The sequence below is a fragment of the Acidovorax sp. CF316 genome (genome assembly GCF_000276605.1).
In the GTDB taxonomy this organism is placed as follows: domain Bacteria; phylum Pseudomonadota; class Gammaproteobacteria; order Burkholderiales; family Burkholderiaceae_C; genus Acidovorax.
This window is the reverse complement of sequence record NZ_AKJX01000008.1, coordinates 1-15,453: the sequence shown is the minus strand read 5'-3', so window position 1 is coordinate 15,453 and position 15,453 is coordinate 1. Positions and strand designations below refer to the sequence as shown.

Sequence of the window (15,453 nt, the reverse complement as noted above, 5' to 3'; positions counted from 1 at the left end):
GGGCGAGTGGGAGAGGCGCAGTTTTGCCACGAACAAGGCGGCTGGTTGCGCTTGCCGGGTGGATGCCACAGGCCCTTGCCATTGCGCGCGCATGGCCAGGGGCATGCGCCACCGCCACAAGGTCACAATCCAGGCCATCAACAACCACATGCTCGCTTCGATCCGCTGGCAGACCTTGCCCTGGTGGGGCGCATCTGCCAGCTTGGGGGATTCCGTATCAGTGTTTCAATCTGTCAGCCCGCCGGCTGGCGCCCAGGCCATTGCAGGCATCTGGCCTGCAATCTGCGTGGGCGACACCCGCTGGCATCGACCGGCCTGCGCCCGTGTGGCGGTCGTGTGGACTAAACTCCAGACAAATCAACCACTTACACAGCAACGCGCAGGTGAAACACATTATAGGGGGCAAACCGCCGTCCGGTCCCGCCCCGGCTTCCAACCCGCCAGCCGCCCGGCTCGTCGAGGTCGACGAGGACTCGGCGGGCCAGCGCCTCGATAACTTTTTGATACGGCATCTCAAGGGCGTGCCCAAGACGCATGTCTACCGCATCATCCGCAGCGGCGAGGTGCGCATCAACAAGGGCCGCGCCAGCGCCGACACCCGGGTGGAGGCGGGCGACCAGGTGCGCCTGCCGCCCGTGCGTGTCTCCGAGAAGGTGGCCGAGAAGGCCGAGCGCCCGGCGCCCGCGCGCGAATTTCCCATCCTGCTCGAGGACGAGCATGTGATCGCGCTCGACAAGCCCGCAGGCGTGGCCGTGCATGGCGGCAGCGGGGTCAGCTTCGGCGTCATCGAGCAGTTGCGCCAGGCGCGGCCGGCCGCGAAATTTCTGGAACTGGTGCACCGGCTGGACCGGGACACCTCGGGGATCCTGCTGGTGGCCAAGAAGCGCTCGGCGCTCACGCACCTGCAGGACCAGTTCCGCGAGCGCGAGACCGGCAAGACCTACCTGGCCCTGGTCACGGGCGTGTGGGCTGCCAGCAACAAGGTCATCGACCTGCCGCTGCACAAGTATTTGCAGGCCGATGGCGAGCGCCGGGTGCGCGTGACCACGGCCGACGACCCCGATGGCATGCGCTCCATCACCCTGGTCAAGGTGCGCCAGAAGGTGCCCGCGCGCCAGGAGCAGGGCCTGCCGGCCATGACCTTGCTGGAGGTGACCATCAAGACCGGGCGCACGCACCAGATCCGCGTGCACCTGGCCAGCCAGGGGCACGCCATCGTCGGGGACGACAAGTACGGTGATTTCGAGCTGAACAAACGCTTGCAGAAGCTGGGCATGCGGCGCATGTTCCTGCACGCCTGGAGGTTACAGTTCAACCACCCGGCCAATGGCGAGCGCGTAGCGCTCAACGCCGAACTGCCGCCCGAACTGGCCGATTTTGTCCCTTCTGCCTGAGTGCCTTCCTCCATGCGCCCCACGTCCCGTCCCCGCCGCTTCGACCTGATTGCCTTTGACTGGGATGGCACCCTGTTCGATTCCACGCAGATCATCGTGCGCTGCATCCAGGCGGCCGTGAAGGACGTGGGCGGCACCGTGCCCACGGACAAGGCCGCTTCGTACGTGATCGGCATGGCGCTGATGCAGGCGCTGGCCCATGCAGCGCCCGATGTGCCGCCCGAAAAATACCCCGAGCTGGGCAACCGCTACCGTTTCCACTACCTGCAGCACCAGGACGACCTGAGCCTGTTCGAGGGCGTGCTGCCCATGCTGGCCGACCTGCGCGACGCCGGGCACCTGCTCACGGTGGCCACGGGCAAGAGCCGGCGCGGGCTGGACGACGTGCTGCACTCCAAGGACCTCAAGGGCGTGTTCGACGGTTCGCGCACGGCCGACCAGACAGCCGGCAAGCCCCACCCGCTGATGCTGCAGGAGCTGATGGCCGAGTTCGATGTGCTGCCCGAGCGCGTGCTGATGATCGGCGACACCACGCACGACCTGCAGATGGCGCTGAACGCCGGCTGTGCCAGCGTGGGGGTGAGCTATGGCGCCCATGAGCCCGACGCCTTCCATGTGCTGCAGCCGCTGGCCGTGGCGCATTCCGTGCGCGAGTTGCATGACTGGCTGCGGGCCAATGGCTGATCTGAACCCCCGCGCCACTGCTGTCCTGCCATGAGCACCACCGAATCCGCCCCCATCGCCCTGTGCAACAGCGCCGACCTGGCGGACGGCGGCCTTGCGGTGCCGTTCGATGTGACCTACGCCGGCCAGACCTGCCGCGCCTTCGCCATCCGCTACCGCGGGGCGCCGCACGCCTACCTCAACCGCTGCACGCACGTGGCGATGGAGATGGACTACCAGCCGGACCGTTTTTTCGACGATTCCGGCAACTGGCTGCTGTGCGCCACGCATGGCGCCGCCTACCTGCCCGACACGGGCCAGTGTGCGGGCGGGCCCTGCCGGGGCGGCCTGGTGAAGATCACCCTCTCGGAGTCCGACGGTGTGGTGCACTGGCATACTGCCTACAACCTCCAGCCCGTCGTGTTCTAGAGCATGATGATCCGAACGGGCATGCCCCTGTTTTTCTGCACCCCTGCCTGCCCGGGGTGCACGGTGTCTCAAAAGGCCTGAAATGACCGATCCGCAACAGCCCGGAACCCCGGGTTCCGACAAGAATTTTCCCCCTTCGCAGGACCTGTGGTCGCAATCGGCCGCCCCGTCCGGCGCCCGCGCGGCGGCGCAGGAGCCCGGCTGGGAGCGTGCCACGCTGGAGAAGCTGGCCTTTGCGGCGCTCAGCGAGCAGCGCTCGGCCCGGCGCTGGAAGATCTTTTTCCGCTTCGCATGGCTGTTCCTGATCGTCGCGCTGGCCTGGGGGGCCATGCGCCAGGCGTCGACGGGCGCCAGCAAGAGCACGCCGCACACGGCGGTGGTGGACGTCAAGGGCGAGATCGCCTCGGGGGCCGAGGCCAGTGCCGAGTTCGTGGTGGCGGCCATGCGCAGCGCCTTCGAGGACGAGGGCTCCCAGGCCGTGGTGCTGCTGATCAACTCGCCGGGCGGCAGCCCGGTGCAGGCCGGCATCATCAATGACGAGATCGTGCGCCTGAAGGCCAAGTACAACAAGCCGGTGTATGCCGTGGTCGAGGAGACCTGCGCCTCGGCTGCCTATTACATTGCGGCAGCGGCCGATGAGATCTTCGTGGACAAGGCCAGCATCGTGGGCAGCATCGGCGTGCTGATGGATGGCTTCGGCTTCACCGGCATCATGGAAAAGCTCGGTGTGGAGCGCCGCCTGCTCACCGCGGGCGAGAACAAGGGCTTCCTCGATCCCTTCAGTCCCCAGACCGAAAAGCAGCGCGAGTATGCGCAGGCCATGCTCAACCAGATCCACCAGCAGTTCATCGCCGTGGTGAAGGCGGGCCGGGGCGATCGGCTCAAGACCACGCCCGAGACCTTCAGCGGCCTGTTCTGGACCGGCCAGCAGGCCGTGGAGATGGGACTGGCCGACAAGCTCGGCAACCTCGACTTCGTGGCGCGCGAAGTGGTCAAGGCCGAGGAGATCATCGACTACACCCGCCGTGACAATGTGGCCGAACGCCTGGCCAAGCGCTTCGGCGCGGCCATGGGCATCGGCGCGGCCAAGGCCATGATGTCTGCCGGGCCGCAACTGCGCTGATCAGGAATCCAGTCCGCCAGCCTTGCGTTGGCGTGAGCCGTCTTCGAGGATGGTGTCGTCGGCCAGCAGCTTGCCCGAGTCATCCCACTGCTTGCGCGCCTCCAGCCGGGTGCGGCCCCGGGCGTCGGGCGCGGTGTAGCGGTCTTCCTGGGCCAGGCGGCCATTGGGGTAGAACAGTTGCTGCACGCCGGTGCGCTGCTGCTGTTCGGTGAGTGTTTCCTTGCGCGTGAGCCGGCCCTCGTCGTCGCGCAGTTCGCGCTGGATGCGGGCGGCCTCGCCGGTGCCGGTCATGGTCGAGCGCTCGCGCGCCGCTCCGTTCAGGTACCAGCGCTCCAGCAGCACCTCGCGTCCGTCGGCATAGCTGTGCTGCTCGGTCAGCTGGCCAGTGCTGCCGAAGCGGCGCAGGCTGTGCAGTGGCCCACGGGTGTCGCGCAGAAAGCGCTGTTCGTCGGGCAGGAAGATGCGCTCCTCGCGCAGCACGCTCTTGCCGCCCTCGGTGAAAAAGCTGCGGTGCACGCGTCGGCCTTCCTCGAAGAGCATCTGCTGCGCGACCAGGCCCTCGCCTGTCCATTCGGTGGACAGCAGCAGCCGGCCCTGGTCGTAGCGCACCTGGCCAGTCTTGGCACCCGCGCTGGTGAACAGCGGGGTGTCGACGGCGCCCTCGAAGCCGCAGGGCTTGCGGTCTTCGGGCAGGACGCTGGTGCGTGGGCACTGCAGCCGCGTGGGCTGGCCGGCGGCGTTGTATTCGATGACGAACTGCTCCTGCCCACCGGTGTGGAAGGACAGGCGCTCGGGCCGGCCATTGCCATCGAAGCGGCGCACCGCCCCGACGGTGCTGCCGTTCTCGGCGAATTCCTCGCGCTTGAGCTGCCCGTTGGGCCAGAACTCGGCCACACGGCCCTGGCTGTTGCCGCGCTCGTTCACGCTGCGCTCGCGCAGCAGCTTGCCCTCCCGGTCGAAAAAGCGTTCCTTGCCCAGGTACTTGCCGTCCTTGAGCTCCTGCTCGCGCTGCAGCTGGCCGGTGTTCTCGTCGCGGCAGCGCAGCAGGCCGGTCAGGCCGGCGGTTTCAGCCCCATTGCTGGGGTTGACCGGCTTGCCGTTGAATTCGCAGCGGATGATGGCGTTTGCGCCCGTGGCGCAGGTGCCCAGGGCAAGAAGCAGAAGGGCGGGCAGGCGTTGCATGGCGTGAAGGAGGGGTCAGCGGCCCAGGGCGAACACCATGGGCGTGCGGTTGCCGGGTACCAGGGGCTGGGCACGCCACTGGCGCACGAGCTGGCTGCGGATCTGCGCGTCGGGCAGGGTCAGCCCGCTGGCCAGGGCCAGGCGGGTGTGGGGCTGCAGGGTCTGTACCAGGGCCTGCCACAGCGCGGGGTTGCGGTAGGGCGTCTCGATGAAGAGCTGGGTCTGGCCGGTCTTGAGGGCCAGGGACTCGAGCTCGCGGATGCGCTGCGTGCGCTCCTGCCCGTCCTGCGGCAGGTAGCCGGCAAAGGCGAAGCTCTGGCCGTTGAGGCCGCTGGCGGCCAGGGCCAGTAGCAGCGAGACCGGGCCCACCAGCGGCACGACGGGGATACCCAGGTCGTGCGCCGCGCGCACCAAGGACGAGCCCGGGTCTGCCACGGCCGGCATGCCGGCCTCGCTGACCAGGCCCATGGCGTGGCCGGCGAGGGCGGGCGCCAGCAGGGGCTTGGCGTCGAAGTGGGCCGAGCCCTTGTCGCCGTGGTCGCCCTTCTTGTGCACCTCGCGCGGCAATTCGGTGATCTGCTGCTGCTGCAGGGGGGCGGCCAAGGGGTGCAGGGCATCGATGCGCTTCAGGTAGGCACGGGTGCTCTTGGCGTTCTCGCAGACCCAGTGGGTGAGCTGAGCCGCCTGCTGCAGGGTGCCGGCGGGCAGGGCTTCCTGCAGTGGGATTTCCACGTCGCAGCCGAAGTCGAGCGGGGCGGGCACCAGGTACAGCGTGCCGCTGGCGGCGGCATGGGCGGGCGCGTCCACGGGTGTGGCGGGGCGCGTGCTCATGGCAGGACCACCCCGGCGGCGCGCAGCATGCGGCAGGTGCGGATCAGCGGCAGGCCGATGAGGGCTGTGGGGTCATCGCTGTGGATGGCGTCGAGCAGGGCGATGCCCAGGCCCTCGCTCTTGGCGCTGCCGGCGCAGTCGTAGGGCTGTTCGGCGCGCAGGTAGCGTTCGATCTCCTCGTCCGACAGATCGCGAAAGCGCACTTCCACGGGGGCGATGTCCACCTGCTCGAAGCCGTTGGCCTGGCACACGGTGGCCACGGCGGTCTGGAAAATCACGGTCTGCCCGCGCATCTGGCGCAGTTGCTGCACGGCGCGCTCATGGGTGCCAGGCTTGCCCAGGGGCTGGCCCGCCAGGTCCGCCACCTGGTCGGAACCGATGACCACGGCCTCGGGATGAAGGCGTGCCACGGCCCGGGCCTTGGCCAGGGCCAGGCGCAGGGCCAGATCGCGTGGGGCTTCCCCGGGGGCGGGGGTCTCGTCGACCTCGGGCGAGGCGACTTCGAAAGGCAGGTTCAGGCGGGACAGCAGTTCGCGCCGGTAGCGCGAGGTGGAGCCCAATACCACAGGGCGTTGCAGGGCGGGGGATTGATGCATTCGCTGATTCTCTTACACTGCCGCCATGACCAAGGAATTCTCAGTGGACCGGCTCGACGTCAAGGCGTTTGCTTTGGCTGGCGCGCGCCTGGCCGGCCATGATTCCCTTTTGAAGTATGAGCGCCTGGCCCAGGAGGCCCGGGGCCTGCATCCCGACCTGCTGGTGGACTGGCAGGCACAGGGAGAAGTGCGCACGGCGCTCGGTGGGGCCAGCCAGGTGTGGCTGGTGCTCAAGGTGCGTGCCGCCTTCCCGATGCAATGCCAGCGCTGCCTCACGCCCGTGGACGTGCCGCTGGAGGTGGACCGCGCCTTCCGTTTCGTGGCCGACGAGGCCACGGCCGAGGCCCTCGACGACGAGAGCGAAGAAGACCTGCTGGCCATGAGCCGCGAGTTCGACCTGCACGAGTTGATCGAGGACGAGCTGCTGATGGCGCTGCCCGTGGTGCCCAAGCACGACGAGTGCCCTACGGCCGTGCCGCTGGCATCGTCGGATGACGACTTCGAGGAAGCGAACGCGGACAAGCCCAATCCATTTGCGGCGCTGGCAGGCCTCAAAAAAGACAGCCACAAGCACTGAATCCATTTGGGCTATAATCGAGGGCTTCGCGCGAATCCCCTCGTGTCTTCTATGGGCCCATCGCGTATTTACCAACCTATTTAAGACCAGGAGCCATCATGGCCGTTCAGCAAAACAAAAAGTCCCCTTCCAAGCGCGGTATGCACCGTTCGCACAATGCCCTGAATGTGCCGGGCATTGCTGTGGAACCTACCACCGGCGAAACCCATCTGCGCCACCACATCAGCCCCAACGGTTTCTACCGTGGCCGCCAGGTGCTCAAGAACAAGTCTGAAGCCTGATCTTCAGTACCCCTCAAAGGCCCGTTGCTACTGAGTTTGTAGCGCGGGCCTTTGTTTTGACCGTTGTATCCATCTTCCGGCCCGCGCTGTTGGCCGGACAAGTCGCCCATGATCACACTGGCTGTTGACTGCATGGGGGGCGATCACGGCCCCCGCGTCACGCTCGCGGCGTGCCGTCAGTTCCTTGGCAATCACCCGGATGCCCGCTTGCTGCTGGTCGGCCTGGCGGACAGTCTGCACGATTTTTCCCACGACCGCGCCACCATCGTCCCCGCCACCGAAGTGGTGGCCATGGACGATCCCGTCGAGGTGGCCCTGCGCCGTAAAAAAGACTCTTCCATGCGTGTGGCCATCCAGCAGGTCAAGGATGGCACGGCAGCAGCAGCGGTTTCGGCTGGCAACACCGGCGCCTTGATGGCCATTGCACGTTACCTGCTCAAGACCCTGGACGGCATCGACCGGCCCGCGATTGCCACCCAACTGCCCAACAACCAGGGGCGCGCCACCACGGTGCTGGACCTGGGGGCGAATGTGGACTGCTCGGCTGAGCACCTGCTGCAGTTTGCGGTCATGGGCTCGGCCCTGGTGTCGGCCCTGCGCGATGATGGCGGGGAGCCGACCGTTGGCTTGCTCAATATTGGTGAGGAGATCATCAAAGGCAGCGAAGTTATCAAAAAAGCGGGTGAACTGCTGCGATCTGCGGCCGAAGCGGGTGATCTCAACTTTTACGGAAACGTTGAAGGCAATGACATCTTCAAGGGCACGGTGGACATCGTGGTCTGTGACGGATTTGTCGGCAACGTGGCGCTCAAGGCCAGCGAGGGGGTTGCGGCCATGGTGATTGGTGGGCTCAAGAATGAGTTTTCCAAGAACATCTTCACCAAAGCTGCTGCCATCATTGCTTATCCGGTGCTAAAAGCGCTCATGACCCGCATGGATTACCGGCGCTACAACGGCGCCGCCTTGCTCGGGTTGCGCGGACTGGTGTTCAAGAGCCACGGCTCGGCCGACGCCATGGCCTTCGAGCAGGCGCTGAACCGGGCGTATGATGCAGCCCGCAACAACCTGCTCGACCGTGTCCGGGCCCGGATTGCGCACGCAGCGCCGCTCCTGGCCCCTGCCGATGCCCAGCCCCGGCCTGCAGCGGCGACGACACATTAATGAGACGCTATTCCCGCATCACCGGCACTGGCAGCTACCTGCCACCGCGCCGGCTCACGAATGCCGACCTGGTGGCCGAGCTGGCCCGCGATGGCATCGAAACCTCGGACGAGTGGATCGTCGAGCGCACGGGAATCCGGGCGCGGCATTTTGCGGCCCCCGACGTGGCGGCCAGCGACCTCGGTCTGGAAGCGGCCCGCAATGCCCTCTCGGCCGCGGGCCTGCAGGCGCAGGACATCGATCTGATCATCGTCGCCACGTCCACGCCGGACATGGTGTTTCCTTCGGTCGCCTGCATTCTGCAGAACAAGCTGGGTGCCAATGGCTGCCCGGCCTTCGATGTGCAGGCCGTGTGCAGCGGCTTCGTCTATGCGCTGTCGGTGGCCGATGCCATGATCCAGACCGGCGCTGCCAACCGCGCCCTGGTGATCGGCGCCGAGGTGTTCAGCCGCATCCTGGATTTCAAGGACCGTACCACCTGCGTGCTGTTCGGTGATGGCGCCGGGGCCGTGGTGCTGGAGGCGTCCGACACGCCGGGCATCCTGTCGAGCGACCTGCATGCCGATGGCAAGCATGTCGGCATCCTGTGCGTGCCGGGCAATGTCTCGGGTGGCCAGGTGCTCGGCGATCCCGTGCTCAAGATGGATGGCCAGGCCGTGTTCCGGCTGGCCGTGGGGGTGCTTGAAAAGGCGGCCCACGCCGTGCTGGCCAAGGCCGGCCTGACCGAAGCCGATGTGGACTGGCTGATTCCCCACCAGGCCAACATCCGCATCATGCAGGGCACGGCCCGCAAGCTCAAGCTGCCGATGGACAAGGTGGTGGTCACGGTGGACCAGCATGGCAATACATCGGCGGCCTCCATTCCGCTGGCGCTCGACCACGGGGTGCGCAGCGGGCAGGTCAAGAAGGGTGAAACGCTGCTGCTCGAAGGCGTTGGCGGTGGATTCACCTGGGGCGCCGTGCTCCTGAAGCTGTAGCCTGCCGCCTGCGCGCGGCCTGCAGTACCCGATTCCTTTCTTCTATCTGTGCTGGCATGAAGTCATTTGCATTTGTTTTTCCCGGGCAGGGCTCGCAGTCGGTCGGCATGCTCGACGGCTGGGGTGATCACCCCGCGGTGGCCGAGACCCTGCGCGAGGCCTCGGATGCCCTGGGTGAAGATATTGCCCTCCTGATCAAGGAAGGCCCCAAGGAGGCGTTGGCCCTGACCACCAACACCCAGCCGGTGATGCTGGCCGCCGGTGTGGCGGCGTGGCGTGTGTGGCGTGCCGAGGGGGGCGCTGCGCCCGTCGCGCTGGCCGGGCACTCGCTGGGTGAGTACTCCGCGCTGGTTGCTGCGGGTGTGCTGACGCTGTCGCAGGCGGCGCCCCTGGTGCGCCTGCGTGCTGCCGCGATGCAGGAGGCCGTGCCTGTGGGGACTGGCGCCATGGCGGCCATCCTGGGCATGGAGGCTTCCAGGGTCATCGCCGGTTGCGCCGAGGCGGTGGCTGCGTTCGGCCCCGGCAGTGCCGAGGTGGTGGAGGCCGTGAATTTCAACGACCCCATCCAGACCGTGATTGCCGGTACCAAGGCGGCCGTGGACAAGGCCTGCGAGGTGCTCAAGGCGGCTGGTGCCAAGCGCGCGCTGCTGCTGCCGGTGTCGGCGCCTTTCCATTCGAGCCTGATGAAGCCCGCAGCCGACAAGTTACGCGAGGCGCTGGCCAGCGTGGCGCTGGCGGCACCCGCCATTCCCGTGGTCAACAACGTGGATGTGGCGGTGCACAGCGATGCCGACGCGATCCGCGATGCGCTGGTGCGCCAGGCCTTTGGTGCCGTGCGCTGGGTGGAATGCGTGCAGGCGCTCAAGGCGCGCGGCGTGACGCATATCGTGGAGTGTGGCCCCGGCAAGGTGCTGGCCGGCCTGACCAAGCGCATCGACCCCGAGCTGGTCGGTGCCGCAGTATTTGACACGGCCTCGCTGGCCGAAGCACGGGAGTTGCTGGCATGACGGATTCTGTTCAACAACCCGCCCAGGTGGCGCTGGTCACCGGCGCGTCGCGCGGCATTGGTGCGGCGATCGCGCTGGAGCTGGCGGTGCGCGGCTACCAGGTGGTCGGCACGGCCACCACCGACGATGGCGCGGCGCGCATCTCTGCGGCGCTGGCGGCCTACCCGGGCTCCAAGGGCGTCAATCTCAATGTGAACGACGGTGCGGCCATCGAGGCCACCATCGATGCCATCGTCAAGCAGCAGGGTGGCCTGCATGTGCTGGTGAACAATGCCGGCATCACGCGCGACACCCTGGCCATGCGCATGAAGGACGATGACTGGGATGCGGTGCTGGACACCAACCTCAAGGCGGTCTTTCGCGTGAGCCGGGCCGCCATCCGGCCCATGATGAAGCAGCGCTTCGGACGCATCATCAGCATCACCAGCGTGGTCGGTGCATCGGGCAATCCAGGCCAGGCCAACTATGCTGCTGCAAAAGCCGGCGTGGCCGGCATGACGCGCGCGCTGGCGCGTGAACTGGGCAGCCGCAGCATCACTGTGAACTGCGTGGCCCCCGGGTTCATCGAGACCGACATGACCGCCGGCCTGCCTGAAGAGCAGCAAAAAGCCCTGCAAACGCAGATCGCCCTGGGCCATCTGGGCAAGCCTTCGGACATCGCACATGCGGTCGCCTACCTCGCTTCGCGTGAAGCAGGCTATGTGACCGGGCAGGAGTTGCATGTCAATGGCGGCATGTACATGTAATTGTTGAAAGATAACGCCGGTTCATCCGGACGGCGGGCTGCTGAGGGGCTTCTCCTGAAGCGGCTAGAATCGCGGATTCATTCACAACCCCCAGAGGGAAACCATGAGCGATATCGAAGCACGCGTCAAAAAAATCATTGCCGAACAACTCGGTGTGGAAGAGTCCCAAGTCACCAATGAAAAGGCCTTCGTGGCAGACCTCGGTGCCGACTCGCTCGACACGGTGGAACTGGTGATGGCCTTGGAAGACGAGTTCGGCATCGAGATCCCTGACGAAGACGCCGAGAAGATCACGACGGTGCAAAACGCCATCGATTACGCCAACACCCATCAGAAGGCCTGAGCCGGCGCACCGCGCCTGACTTGAGCGATCAGCAGAAGGTTTTTACGCATGAGCCGTCGTCGCGTTGTCGTGACCGGCCTGGGTTGCGTCAGCCCCGTGGGAAACACGGTGGCAGATGCCTGGGCCAATGTCCTCGCCGGAAATTCCGGCATTGACCTCATCACCAAGTTCGATGCGTCGAACTTTGCCTGCAAGATTGCGGGGGAGGTCAAGGGGCTTGACCTGGAGTCGTACATCAGCGCCAAGGATGCGCGCTCGATGGACACCTTCATCCATTTCGGCATTGTTGCGGCAGCGCAGGCCATACAGGATGCGGGGCTGCCCACCGGAGAGGCGCTGGACGACGAGTTCGCCACGCGCATCGCCTGTGTGATCGGATCCGGAATCGGTGGCCTGCCGCTGATCGAGGACACCCATGCCGAGCTGACCAACCGCGGACCACGGCGTATCACGCCGTTCTTCGTGCCGGCCTCCATCATCAATATGGTGGCGGGCCATGTGTCCATGCGTTTTGGCTTCAAGGGCCCGAACCTGGCGGTGGTGACGGCCTGCACGACAGGCCTGCACTGCATCGGCGAGGGTGGCCGCATGATCGAATACGGCGACGCTGACGTGGTGATTGCCGGTGGCACGGAATCCACGGTGTCCCCACTGGGCATCGGCGGCTTTGCCGCGATGCGTGCACTGTCCACCCGCAACGATGATCCCAAGACGGCATCGCGCCCCTGGGACAAGGACCGTGATGGTTTCGTGCTGGGTGAAGGCGCGGGCGTGCTGGTGCTCGAGGAGTACGAGCATGCCAAGGCCCGTGGCGCCAAGATCTATGCCGAGCTCAGCGGCTTCGGCATGAGCGCCGATGCCGGCCACATGACCGCACCGAACATGGACGGCCCGCGCCGCGCCATGATCAGCGCCATGCGCAACGCCGGCATCAACCCCGAGGACGTGGGCTATCTGAACGCGCACGGCACCTCCACGCCCCTGGGCGACCTCAATGAAACCAATGCCATCAAGGCCGCATTGGGCGATGCCGCCTACAAGACGGTGGTCAGCTCCACCAAGTCGATGACGGGCCACCTGCTCGGTGGCGCGGGCGGGATCGAAAGCGTGTTCACCGTGCTGGCGCTGCACCACCAGAAGGTGCCGCCGACCATCAACCTGTTCAACCAGGACCCCGAGTGCGACCTCGATTACTGCGCCAATACGGCCCGTGATCTGAAGATGGACTATGCGCTCAAGAACAACTTCGGCTTCGGCGGGACCAACGGCTCCCTGGTGTTCAAGCGGGTCTGAGCGGCCGCTGCCTCCGTGCCGGGCCCCTGTCGTGGGGCTGCGGTGCGCGCTGGCCGGCGGTTTGCGGCAAACTGCAGGGCGATGATGGCCCCGCGCTTCCTTTTTCTTCCATGAGTTCCACGGCACGCCGTGCTCCTGCCGTGCGCTTTCCGGTGCGGCGCAGCCGTGCCGTGGGGGGCGTGCTGGCGGCACTGGCGCTGGCCGGGGGCGCAGCATTGCTGGCCTGGTGGCTGGTGGGAGCGGGTCGGGGCGCGCTCGTGGCCGCTGCCGGTGCTGCCGCCTGGCTGGCCGCAGTGGCGGCGGCCTGGCATTGGTGGCTCGGCCAGTTTTGCGGGGAGCTGCGCTGGGATGGCCAGCAATGGTGGCTGGACCGCCTGCTCCCTGGGGGCTCACCGATGCCCTTGAAAGGCGCGCCCGAGGTGCAGTGGGACCTGCAGGACCATCTGTGGGTGTGTGCCCATGCCACCCCCGGGCGAGCGCGCACCTGGCTGTGGCTGGAGTGCCGCCAACAGCCCGAGCGCTGGCCCGATCTGCGCCGTGCGGTATATTCGCGCGCCGGAACGGGCACCGTGGGTGCTGCCGAGTTCGCGCCGATCCACAGCCGAGAGGCGTGAAGAACCCCCATTTGATGACTGCCCAAACGCCGCCTCCTGTACCCGACAACAGCGATCTTCAATTGGTGGAGCGCACGGTGGCGGGCGACCAGCGGGCGTTCGAGCTGCTGGTCATCAAGTACCAACGCCGCATCGAGCGCCTGATCGGCCGCATGGTGCGCGACACGGACATCATCCAGGACATTGCGCAGGAAACCTTCATCCGCGCCTACCGGGCCTTGCACCAGTTCCGGGGGGACGCCCAGTTCTACACCTGGCTGTACCGGATTGCCGTGAATACGGCCAAGAAGGCGCTGATGGACATGAAGCGCAACCCGGTGGTTTCGGAAAATGCCCTGAGGGGTGCCGATGACGAAGATGAAACTTCTCGTGTCGGGCATGAACTAACCAGCGACGAGACCCCTGAAACGGTGCTGGCGGCCAATGAAATCGCCCAGGCGGTGAATGCCGCCATGGAGGCGCTGCCCGAGGATTTGCGCCAGGCCGTGACGCTGCGCGAGATCGAGGGGCTCAGTTACGAAGAGATCGCTGCCGCCATGGGGTGCCCCATAGGCACGGTGCGGTCGCGTATTTTCCGTGCGCGGGAGGCGATTTCGGCCCGCGTGCGCCCGATGCTGGAAAACCAGACGGGCAAAAGGTGGTGATGGTGTGGTGTACGGCAAGGGCGAAGCAGTGTTCGGTGACGGATATGCAGGTGAAACCATGAACAATGATGTGACAGCGAAGCGCGAACAGATTTCGGCACTGGCCGATGGCCAATTGCACGGTGATGCGTTTGCGGATGCCATGGCGTGCACGGGCGACGATGAAGGTTTGGCCACGTGGCAGCTCTACCACCTGGTGGGTGATGTGCTGCGTTCGAACGAACTGGCGCGTGCCGATGGCAGCAGCGTGCTGCTGTCGCGCCTGCGCGAACAGATGGCCCAGGAGGCCCCGGTGCAGCGCCCGGTGGCCCTGGCGCCCGAATCCGGGTTGGCCGTGGTGGCGCAGGCGCAGCTGCCGGCGGCCAACGCCTCGGTGTTCCGCTGGAAGATGGTGGCCGGTGTGGCCTCCCTGGCGGCCGTGGCGGCCATCGGGTGGTCGTCGGTCGGTGCGTTGCAGGGTGGGCGCGGGGCGTCTGGTCCGCAGCTGGCGTCTTCCGGGGTGCCGGTGATCCAGGCGTCGCAGCAGCCCCAGGGCTTGCTGCCATCCGCGCCCCTGGTCGCCGTGGCCGACAACGAGGGGCAGCAGGTCATGATCCGCGATCCGCGCCTGGATGAGCTGCTGGCTGCCCACAAGCAATTCGGCAGCACCTCGGCGCTGCAGATGCCTGCGGGCTTCCTGCGCAACGCCACGTTTGCCTCGCCCAGCCGCTGACGGCTGCCGCTTGCCTTGGAATCGGATTGATGCCTGATCTTGCCCTGGTGGGTGCCACGGAAAGCCGGTGGTGGCGCCGAATGATCGCGGGTGTGGCGTTGTGGATGGGTGCGGCCTTGGCGGTCGTGGGTGCGGTGCCGTGCGCCCAGGCCCAGCCCGCGCAAGGGCCGTCCGCATCGGCGTTGCCGCCGATGTCGGTGGTGACCCCCGCGCGGGATATCGCCCAATGGATCGAGCGCATGCACGAGGCGCCGCGCAAGCGCTCCTATGTCGGCACTTTCGTGGTGCTGTCGTCGTCGGGCGCCATGTTCAGCTCGCGCATCTGGAATGCCTGCGATGGCAAGCAGCAACTTGAGCGCGTGGATGGCCTGAGCGGCACGCCGCGCAAGGTCTTTCGGCGCAACGACGAGGTGCGCACCTTTTTGCCCGAGGAGCGCACCGTGCGCACGGAGCGCGGGGATGCGCGGGGTCTTTTCCCGCAATTGCCGTCGGTGCAAGGCACCTCCCTGGCCAAGCACTATGAAGCCCAGGTGCTCGGGCAGGAGCGCGTGGCGGGACTGGATGCCGATGTGGTCTGGTTCAAGCCGCTCGATGCATTGCGTTTCGGCTACCGCATCTGGAGCGAAAGGGGGTCGGGCCTGGTGGTCAAGATGCAGACCCTGGCAACGGACGGCAGGGTGCTGGAGCAGGCGGCGTTCTCCGAGCTCGACTTTAACGCCTCCGTGTCCATGGACAAGCTCGCGCGCATGATGGACGATGTGTCGGGCTACAAGGTGATCGCCCCGGCTGCGGCCAAGACCACAGCGCTGGAGGAGGGCTGGCGCCTGCGGCAGCCGGTGACCGGCTTTGTGCCGCAAAGCTGCCACAAGCGGCTGGCGGG

General features: G+C 66.6%; 19 protein-coding genes. 16 read left to right on the top strand and 3 right to left on the bottom strand.

Features of this window, described 5'->3' with window-relative positions; all coding sequences use genetic code 11:
* Window positions 1-383: 383 nt before the first annotated feature.
* From PMI14_RS00970 to PMI14_RS00955, 4 genes are all read left to right on the top strand, one after another.
* Window positions 384-1,394, top strand: coding sequence for an RluA family pseudouridine synthase (locus PMI14_RS00970; protein ID WP_007848239.1), 1,011 nt, complete (start codon window positions 384-386; stop codon window positions 1,392-1,394).
* 12 nt (window positions 1,395-1,406) lie between these two features.
* Window positions 1,407-2,078, top strand: coding sequence for an HAD family hydrolase (locus tag PMI14_RS00965; RefSeq protein ID WP_007848238.1), 672 nt, complete (start codon window positions 1,407-1,409; stop codon window positions 2,076-2,078).
* A gap of 30 nt (window positions 2,079-2,108) precedes the next feature.
* The gene (locus PMI14_RS00960) at window positions 2,109-2,486 is read left to right on the top strand and encodes a Rieske 2Fe-2S domain-containing protein (RefSeq protein ID WP_007848237.1); all 378 of its coding nucleotides are present in this window, start codon (window positions 2,109-2,111) and stop codon (window positions 2,484-2,486) included.
* 82 nt (window positions 2,487-2,568) lie between these two features.
* Complete coding sequence (locus PMI14_RS00955; RefSeq protein WP_007848236.1) at window positions 2,569-3,609, top strand: S49 family peptidase; 1,041 nt, start codon at window positions 2,569-2,571, stop codon at window positions 3,607-3,609.
* Here the strand turns inward: PMI14_RS00955 and PMI14_RS00950 are convergent, their stop codons facing one another.
* From PMI14_RS00950 to PMI14_RS00940, 3 genes are read right to left on the bottom strand one after another with little or no spacing between them, the layout of a single operon-like run.
* The gene (locus PMI14_RS00950; protein ID WP_007848233.1) at window positions 3,610-4,791 is read right to left on the bottom strand and encodes a toxin-antitoxin system YwqK family antitoxin; all 1,182 of its coding nucleotides are present in this window, start codon (window positions 4,789-4,791) and stop codon (window positions 3,610-3,612) included.
* A 15-nt stretch (window positions 4,792-4,806) separates the two neighbouring features.
* Window positions 4,807-5,622 (bottom strand): SAM-dependent methyltransferase, encoded by an 816-nt coding sequence (locus tag PMI14_RS00945; RefSeq protein ID WP_007848230.1) that lies wholly within the window; start codon window positions 5,620-5,622, stop codon window positions 4,807-4,809.
* The gene (locus PMI14_RS00940; protein WP_007848227.1) at window positions 5,619-6,218 is read right to left on the bottom strand and encodes a Maf family nucleotide pyrophosphatase; all 600 of its coding nucleotides are present in this window, start codon (window positions 6,216-6,218) and stop codon (window positions 5,619-5,621) included. Before PMI14_RS00940 ends, PMI14_RS00945 begins: the two co-directional genes overlap by 4 nt.
* Window positions 6,219-6,243: 25 nt before the next feature.
* Here PMI14_RS00940 and PMI14_RS00935 point away from each other — a divergent pair, with 25 nt between their 5' ends.
* The 12 genes from PMI14_RS00935 to PMI14_RS00880 all read left to right on the top strand — a co-directional run.
* Window positions 6,244-6,795 carry a DUF177 domain-containing protein gene (locus tag PMI14_RS00935; protein ID WP_007848215.1) on the top strand — a complete coding sequence of 184 codons (552 nt, stop codon included), beginning with the start codon at window positions 6,244-6,246 and terminating at the stop codon, window positions 6,793-6,795.
* A 98-nt stretch (window positions 6,796-6,893) separates the two neighbouring features.
* Window positions 6,894-7,076, top strand: coding sequence for a 50S ribosomal protein L32 (gene rpmF, locus PMI14_RS00930; protein ID WP_005794249.1), 183 nt, complete (start codon window positions 6,894-6,896; stop codon window positions 7,074-7,076).
* Window positions 7,077-7,184: 108 nt separating this feature from the next.
* On the top strand, window positions 7,185-8,237 hold the full coding sequence (gene plsX / locus PMI14_RS00925) for a phosphate acyltransferase PlsX (protein ID WP_007848205.1): 1,053 nt from the start codon (window positions 7,185-7,187) through the stop codon (window positions 8,235-8,237).
* A complete protein-coding gene (locus PMI14_RS00920; protein ID WP_007848202.1) occupies window positions 8,237-9,214 on the top strand; it encodes a beta-ketoacyl-ACP synthase III in 978 nt (325 codons plus the stop codon). The genes plsX and PMI14_RS00920 overlap by 1 nt, the downstream gene beginning before the upstream one ends.
* 56 nt (window positions 9,215-9,270) lie before the next feature.
* Complete coding sequence (gene fabD, locus PMI14_RS00915) at window positions 9,271-10,221, top strand: ACP S-malonyltransferase (protein ID WP_007848200.1); 951 nt, start codon at window positions 9,271-9,273, stop codon at window positions 10,219-10,221.
* Window positions 10,218-10,967: a 3-oxoacyl-ACP reductase FabG gene (fabG, locus tag PMI14_RS00910; RefSeq protein WP_007848198.1), complete on the top strand. Its 750-nt coding sequence runs from the start codon at window positions 10,218-10,220 to the stop codon at window positions 10,965-10,967. The genes fabD and fabG overlap by 4 nt, the downstream gene beginning before the upstream one ends.
* A 103-nt stretch (window positions 10,968-11,070) precedes the next feature.
* On the top strand, window positions 11,071-11,310 hold the full coding sequence (gene acpP, locus PMI14_RS00905; protein ID WP_003058049.1) for an acyl carrier protein: 240 nt from the start codon (window positions 11,071-11,073) through the stop codon (window positions 11,308-11,310).
* A 48-nt stretch (window positions 11,311-11,358) separates the two neighbouring features.
* Complete coding sequence (gene fabF, locus PMI14_RS00900) at window positions 11,359-12,603, top strand: beta-ketoacyl-ACP synthase II (RefSeq protein WP_007848152.1); 1,245 nt, start codon at window positions 11,359-11,361, stop codon at window positions 12,601-12,603.
* Window positions 12,604-12,713: 110 nt separating this feature from the next.
* Window positions 12,714-13,217: a hypothetical protein gene (locus PMI14_RS00895; RefSeq protein WP_007848150.1), complete on the top strand. Its 504-nt coding sequence runs from the start codon at window positions 12,714-12,716 to the stop codon at window positions 13,215-13,217.
* Between the two features lie 14 nt (window positions 13,218-13,231).
* Complete coding sequence (rpoE, locus tag PMI14_RS00890) at window positions 13,232-13,861, top strand: RNA polymerase sigma factor RpoE (RefSeq protein ID WP_035201873.1); 630 nt, start codon at window positions 13,232-13,234, stop codon at window positions 13,859-13,861.
* 58 nt (window positions 13,862-13,919) lie between these two features.
* Window positions 13,920-14,573 (top strand): sigma-E factor negative regulatory protein, encoded by a 654-nt coding sequence (locus tag PMI14_RS00885; protein WP_007848146.1) that lies wholly within the window; start codon window positions 13,920-13,922, stop codon window positions 14,571-14,573.
* A 29-nt stretch (window positions 14,574-14,602) separates the two neighbouring features.
* The coding region (locus PMI14_RS00880; protein ID WP_238541783.1) for a sigma-E factor regulatory protein RseB domain-containing protein at window positions 14,603-15,453 on the top strand (851 nt) is incomplete at its 3' end.

Coding starts and splice junctions, on each gene's coding strand:
- PMI14_RS00935 (WP_007848215.1), top strand. CDS start 6,244: ATGACCAAGGAATTCTCAGTGGACCGGCTCGACGTCAAGGCGTTTGCT.
- PMI14_RS00940 (WP_007848227.1), bottom strand. CDS start 6,218: ATGCATCAATCCCCCGCCCTGCAACGCCCTGTGGTATTGGGCTCCACC.
- PMI14_RS00895 (WP_007848150.1), top strand. CDS start 12,714: ATGAGTTCCACGGCACGCCGTGCTCCTGCCGTGCGCTTTCCGGTGCGG.
- PMI14_RS00920 (WP_007848202.1), top strand. CDS start 8,237: ATGAGACGCTATTCCCGCATCACCGGCACTGGCAGCTACCTGCCACCG.
- plsX (WP_007848205.1), top strand. CDS start 7,185: ATGATCACACTGGCTGTTGACTGCATGGGGGGCGATCACGGCCCCCGC.
- PMI14_RS00955 (WP_007848236.1), top strand. CDS start 2,569: ATGACCGATCCGCAACAGCCCGGAACCCCGGGTTCCGACAAGAATTTT.
- PMI14_RS00945 (WP_007848230.1), bottom strand. CDS start 5,622: ATGAGCACGCGCCCCGCCACACCCGTGGACGCGCCCGCCCATGCCGCC.
- fabG (WP_007848198.1), top strand. CDS start 10,218: ATGACGGATTCTGTTCAACAACCCGCCCAGGTGGCGCTGGTCACCGGC.
- PMI14_RS00965 (WP_007848238.1), top strand. CDS start 1,407: ATGCGCCCCACGTCCCGTCCCCGCCGCTTCGACCTGATTGCCTTTGAC.
- acpP (WP_003058049.1), top strand. CDS start 11,071: ATGAGCGATATCGAAGCACGCGTCAAAAAAATCATTGCCGAACAACTC.
- PMI14_RS00885 (WP_007848146.1), top strand. CDS start 13,920: ATGAACAATGATGTGACAGCGAAGCGCGAACAGATTTCGGCACTGGCC.
- rpoE (WP_035201873.1), top strand. CDS start 13,232: ATGACTGCCCAAACGCCGCCTCCTGTACCCGACAACAGCGATCTTCAA.
- rpmF (WP_005794249.1), top strand. CDS start 6,894: ATGGCCGTTCAGCAAAACAAAAAGTCCCCTTCCAAGCGCGGTATGCAC.
- PMI14_RS00960 (WP_007848237.1), top strand. CDS start 2,109: ATGAGCACCACCGAATCCGCCCCCATCGCCCTGTGCAACAGCGCCGAC.
- fabF (WP_007848152.1), top strand. CDS start 11,359: ATGAGCCGTCGTCGCGTTGTCGTGACCGGCCTGGGTTGCGTCAGCCCC.
- PMI14_RS00950 (WP_007848233.1), bottom strand. CDS start 4,791: ATGCAACGCCTGCCCGCCCTTCTGCTTCTTGCCCTGGGCACCTGCGCC.
- fabD (WP_007848200.1), top strand. CDS start 9,271: ATGAAGTCATTTGCATTTGTTTTTCCCGGGCAGGGCTCGCAGTCGGTC.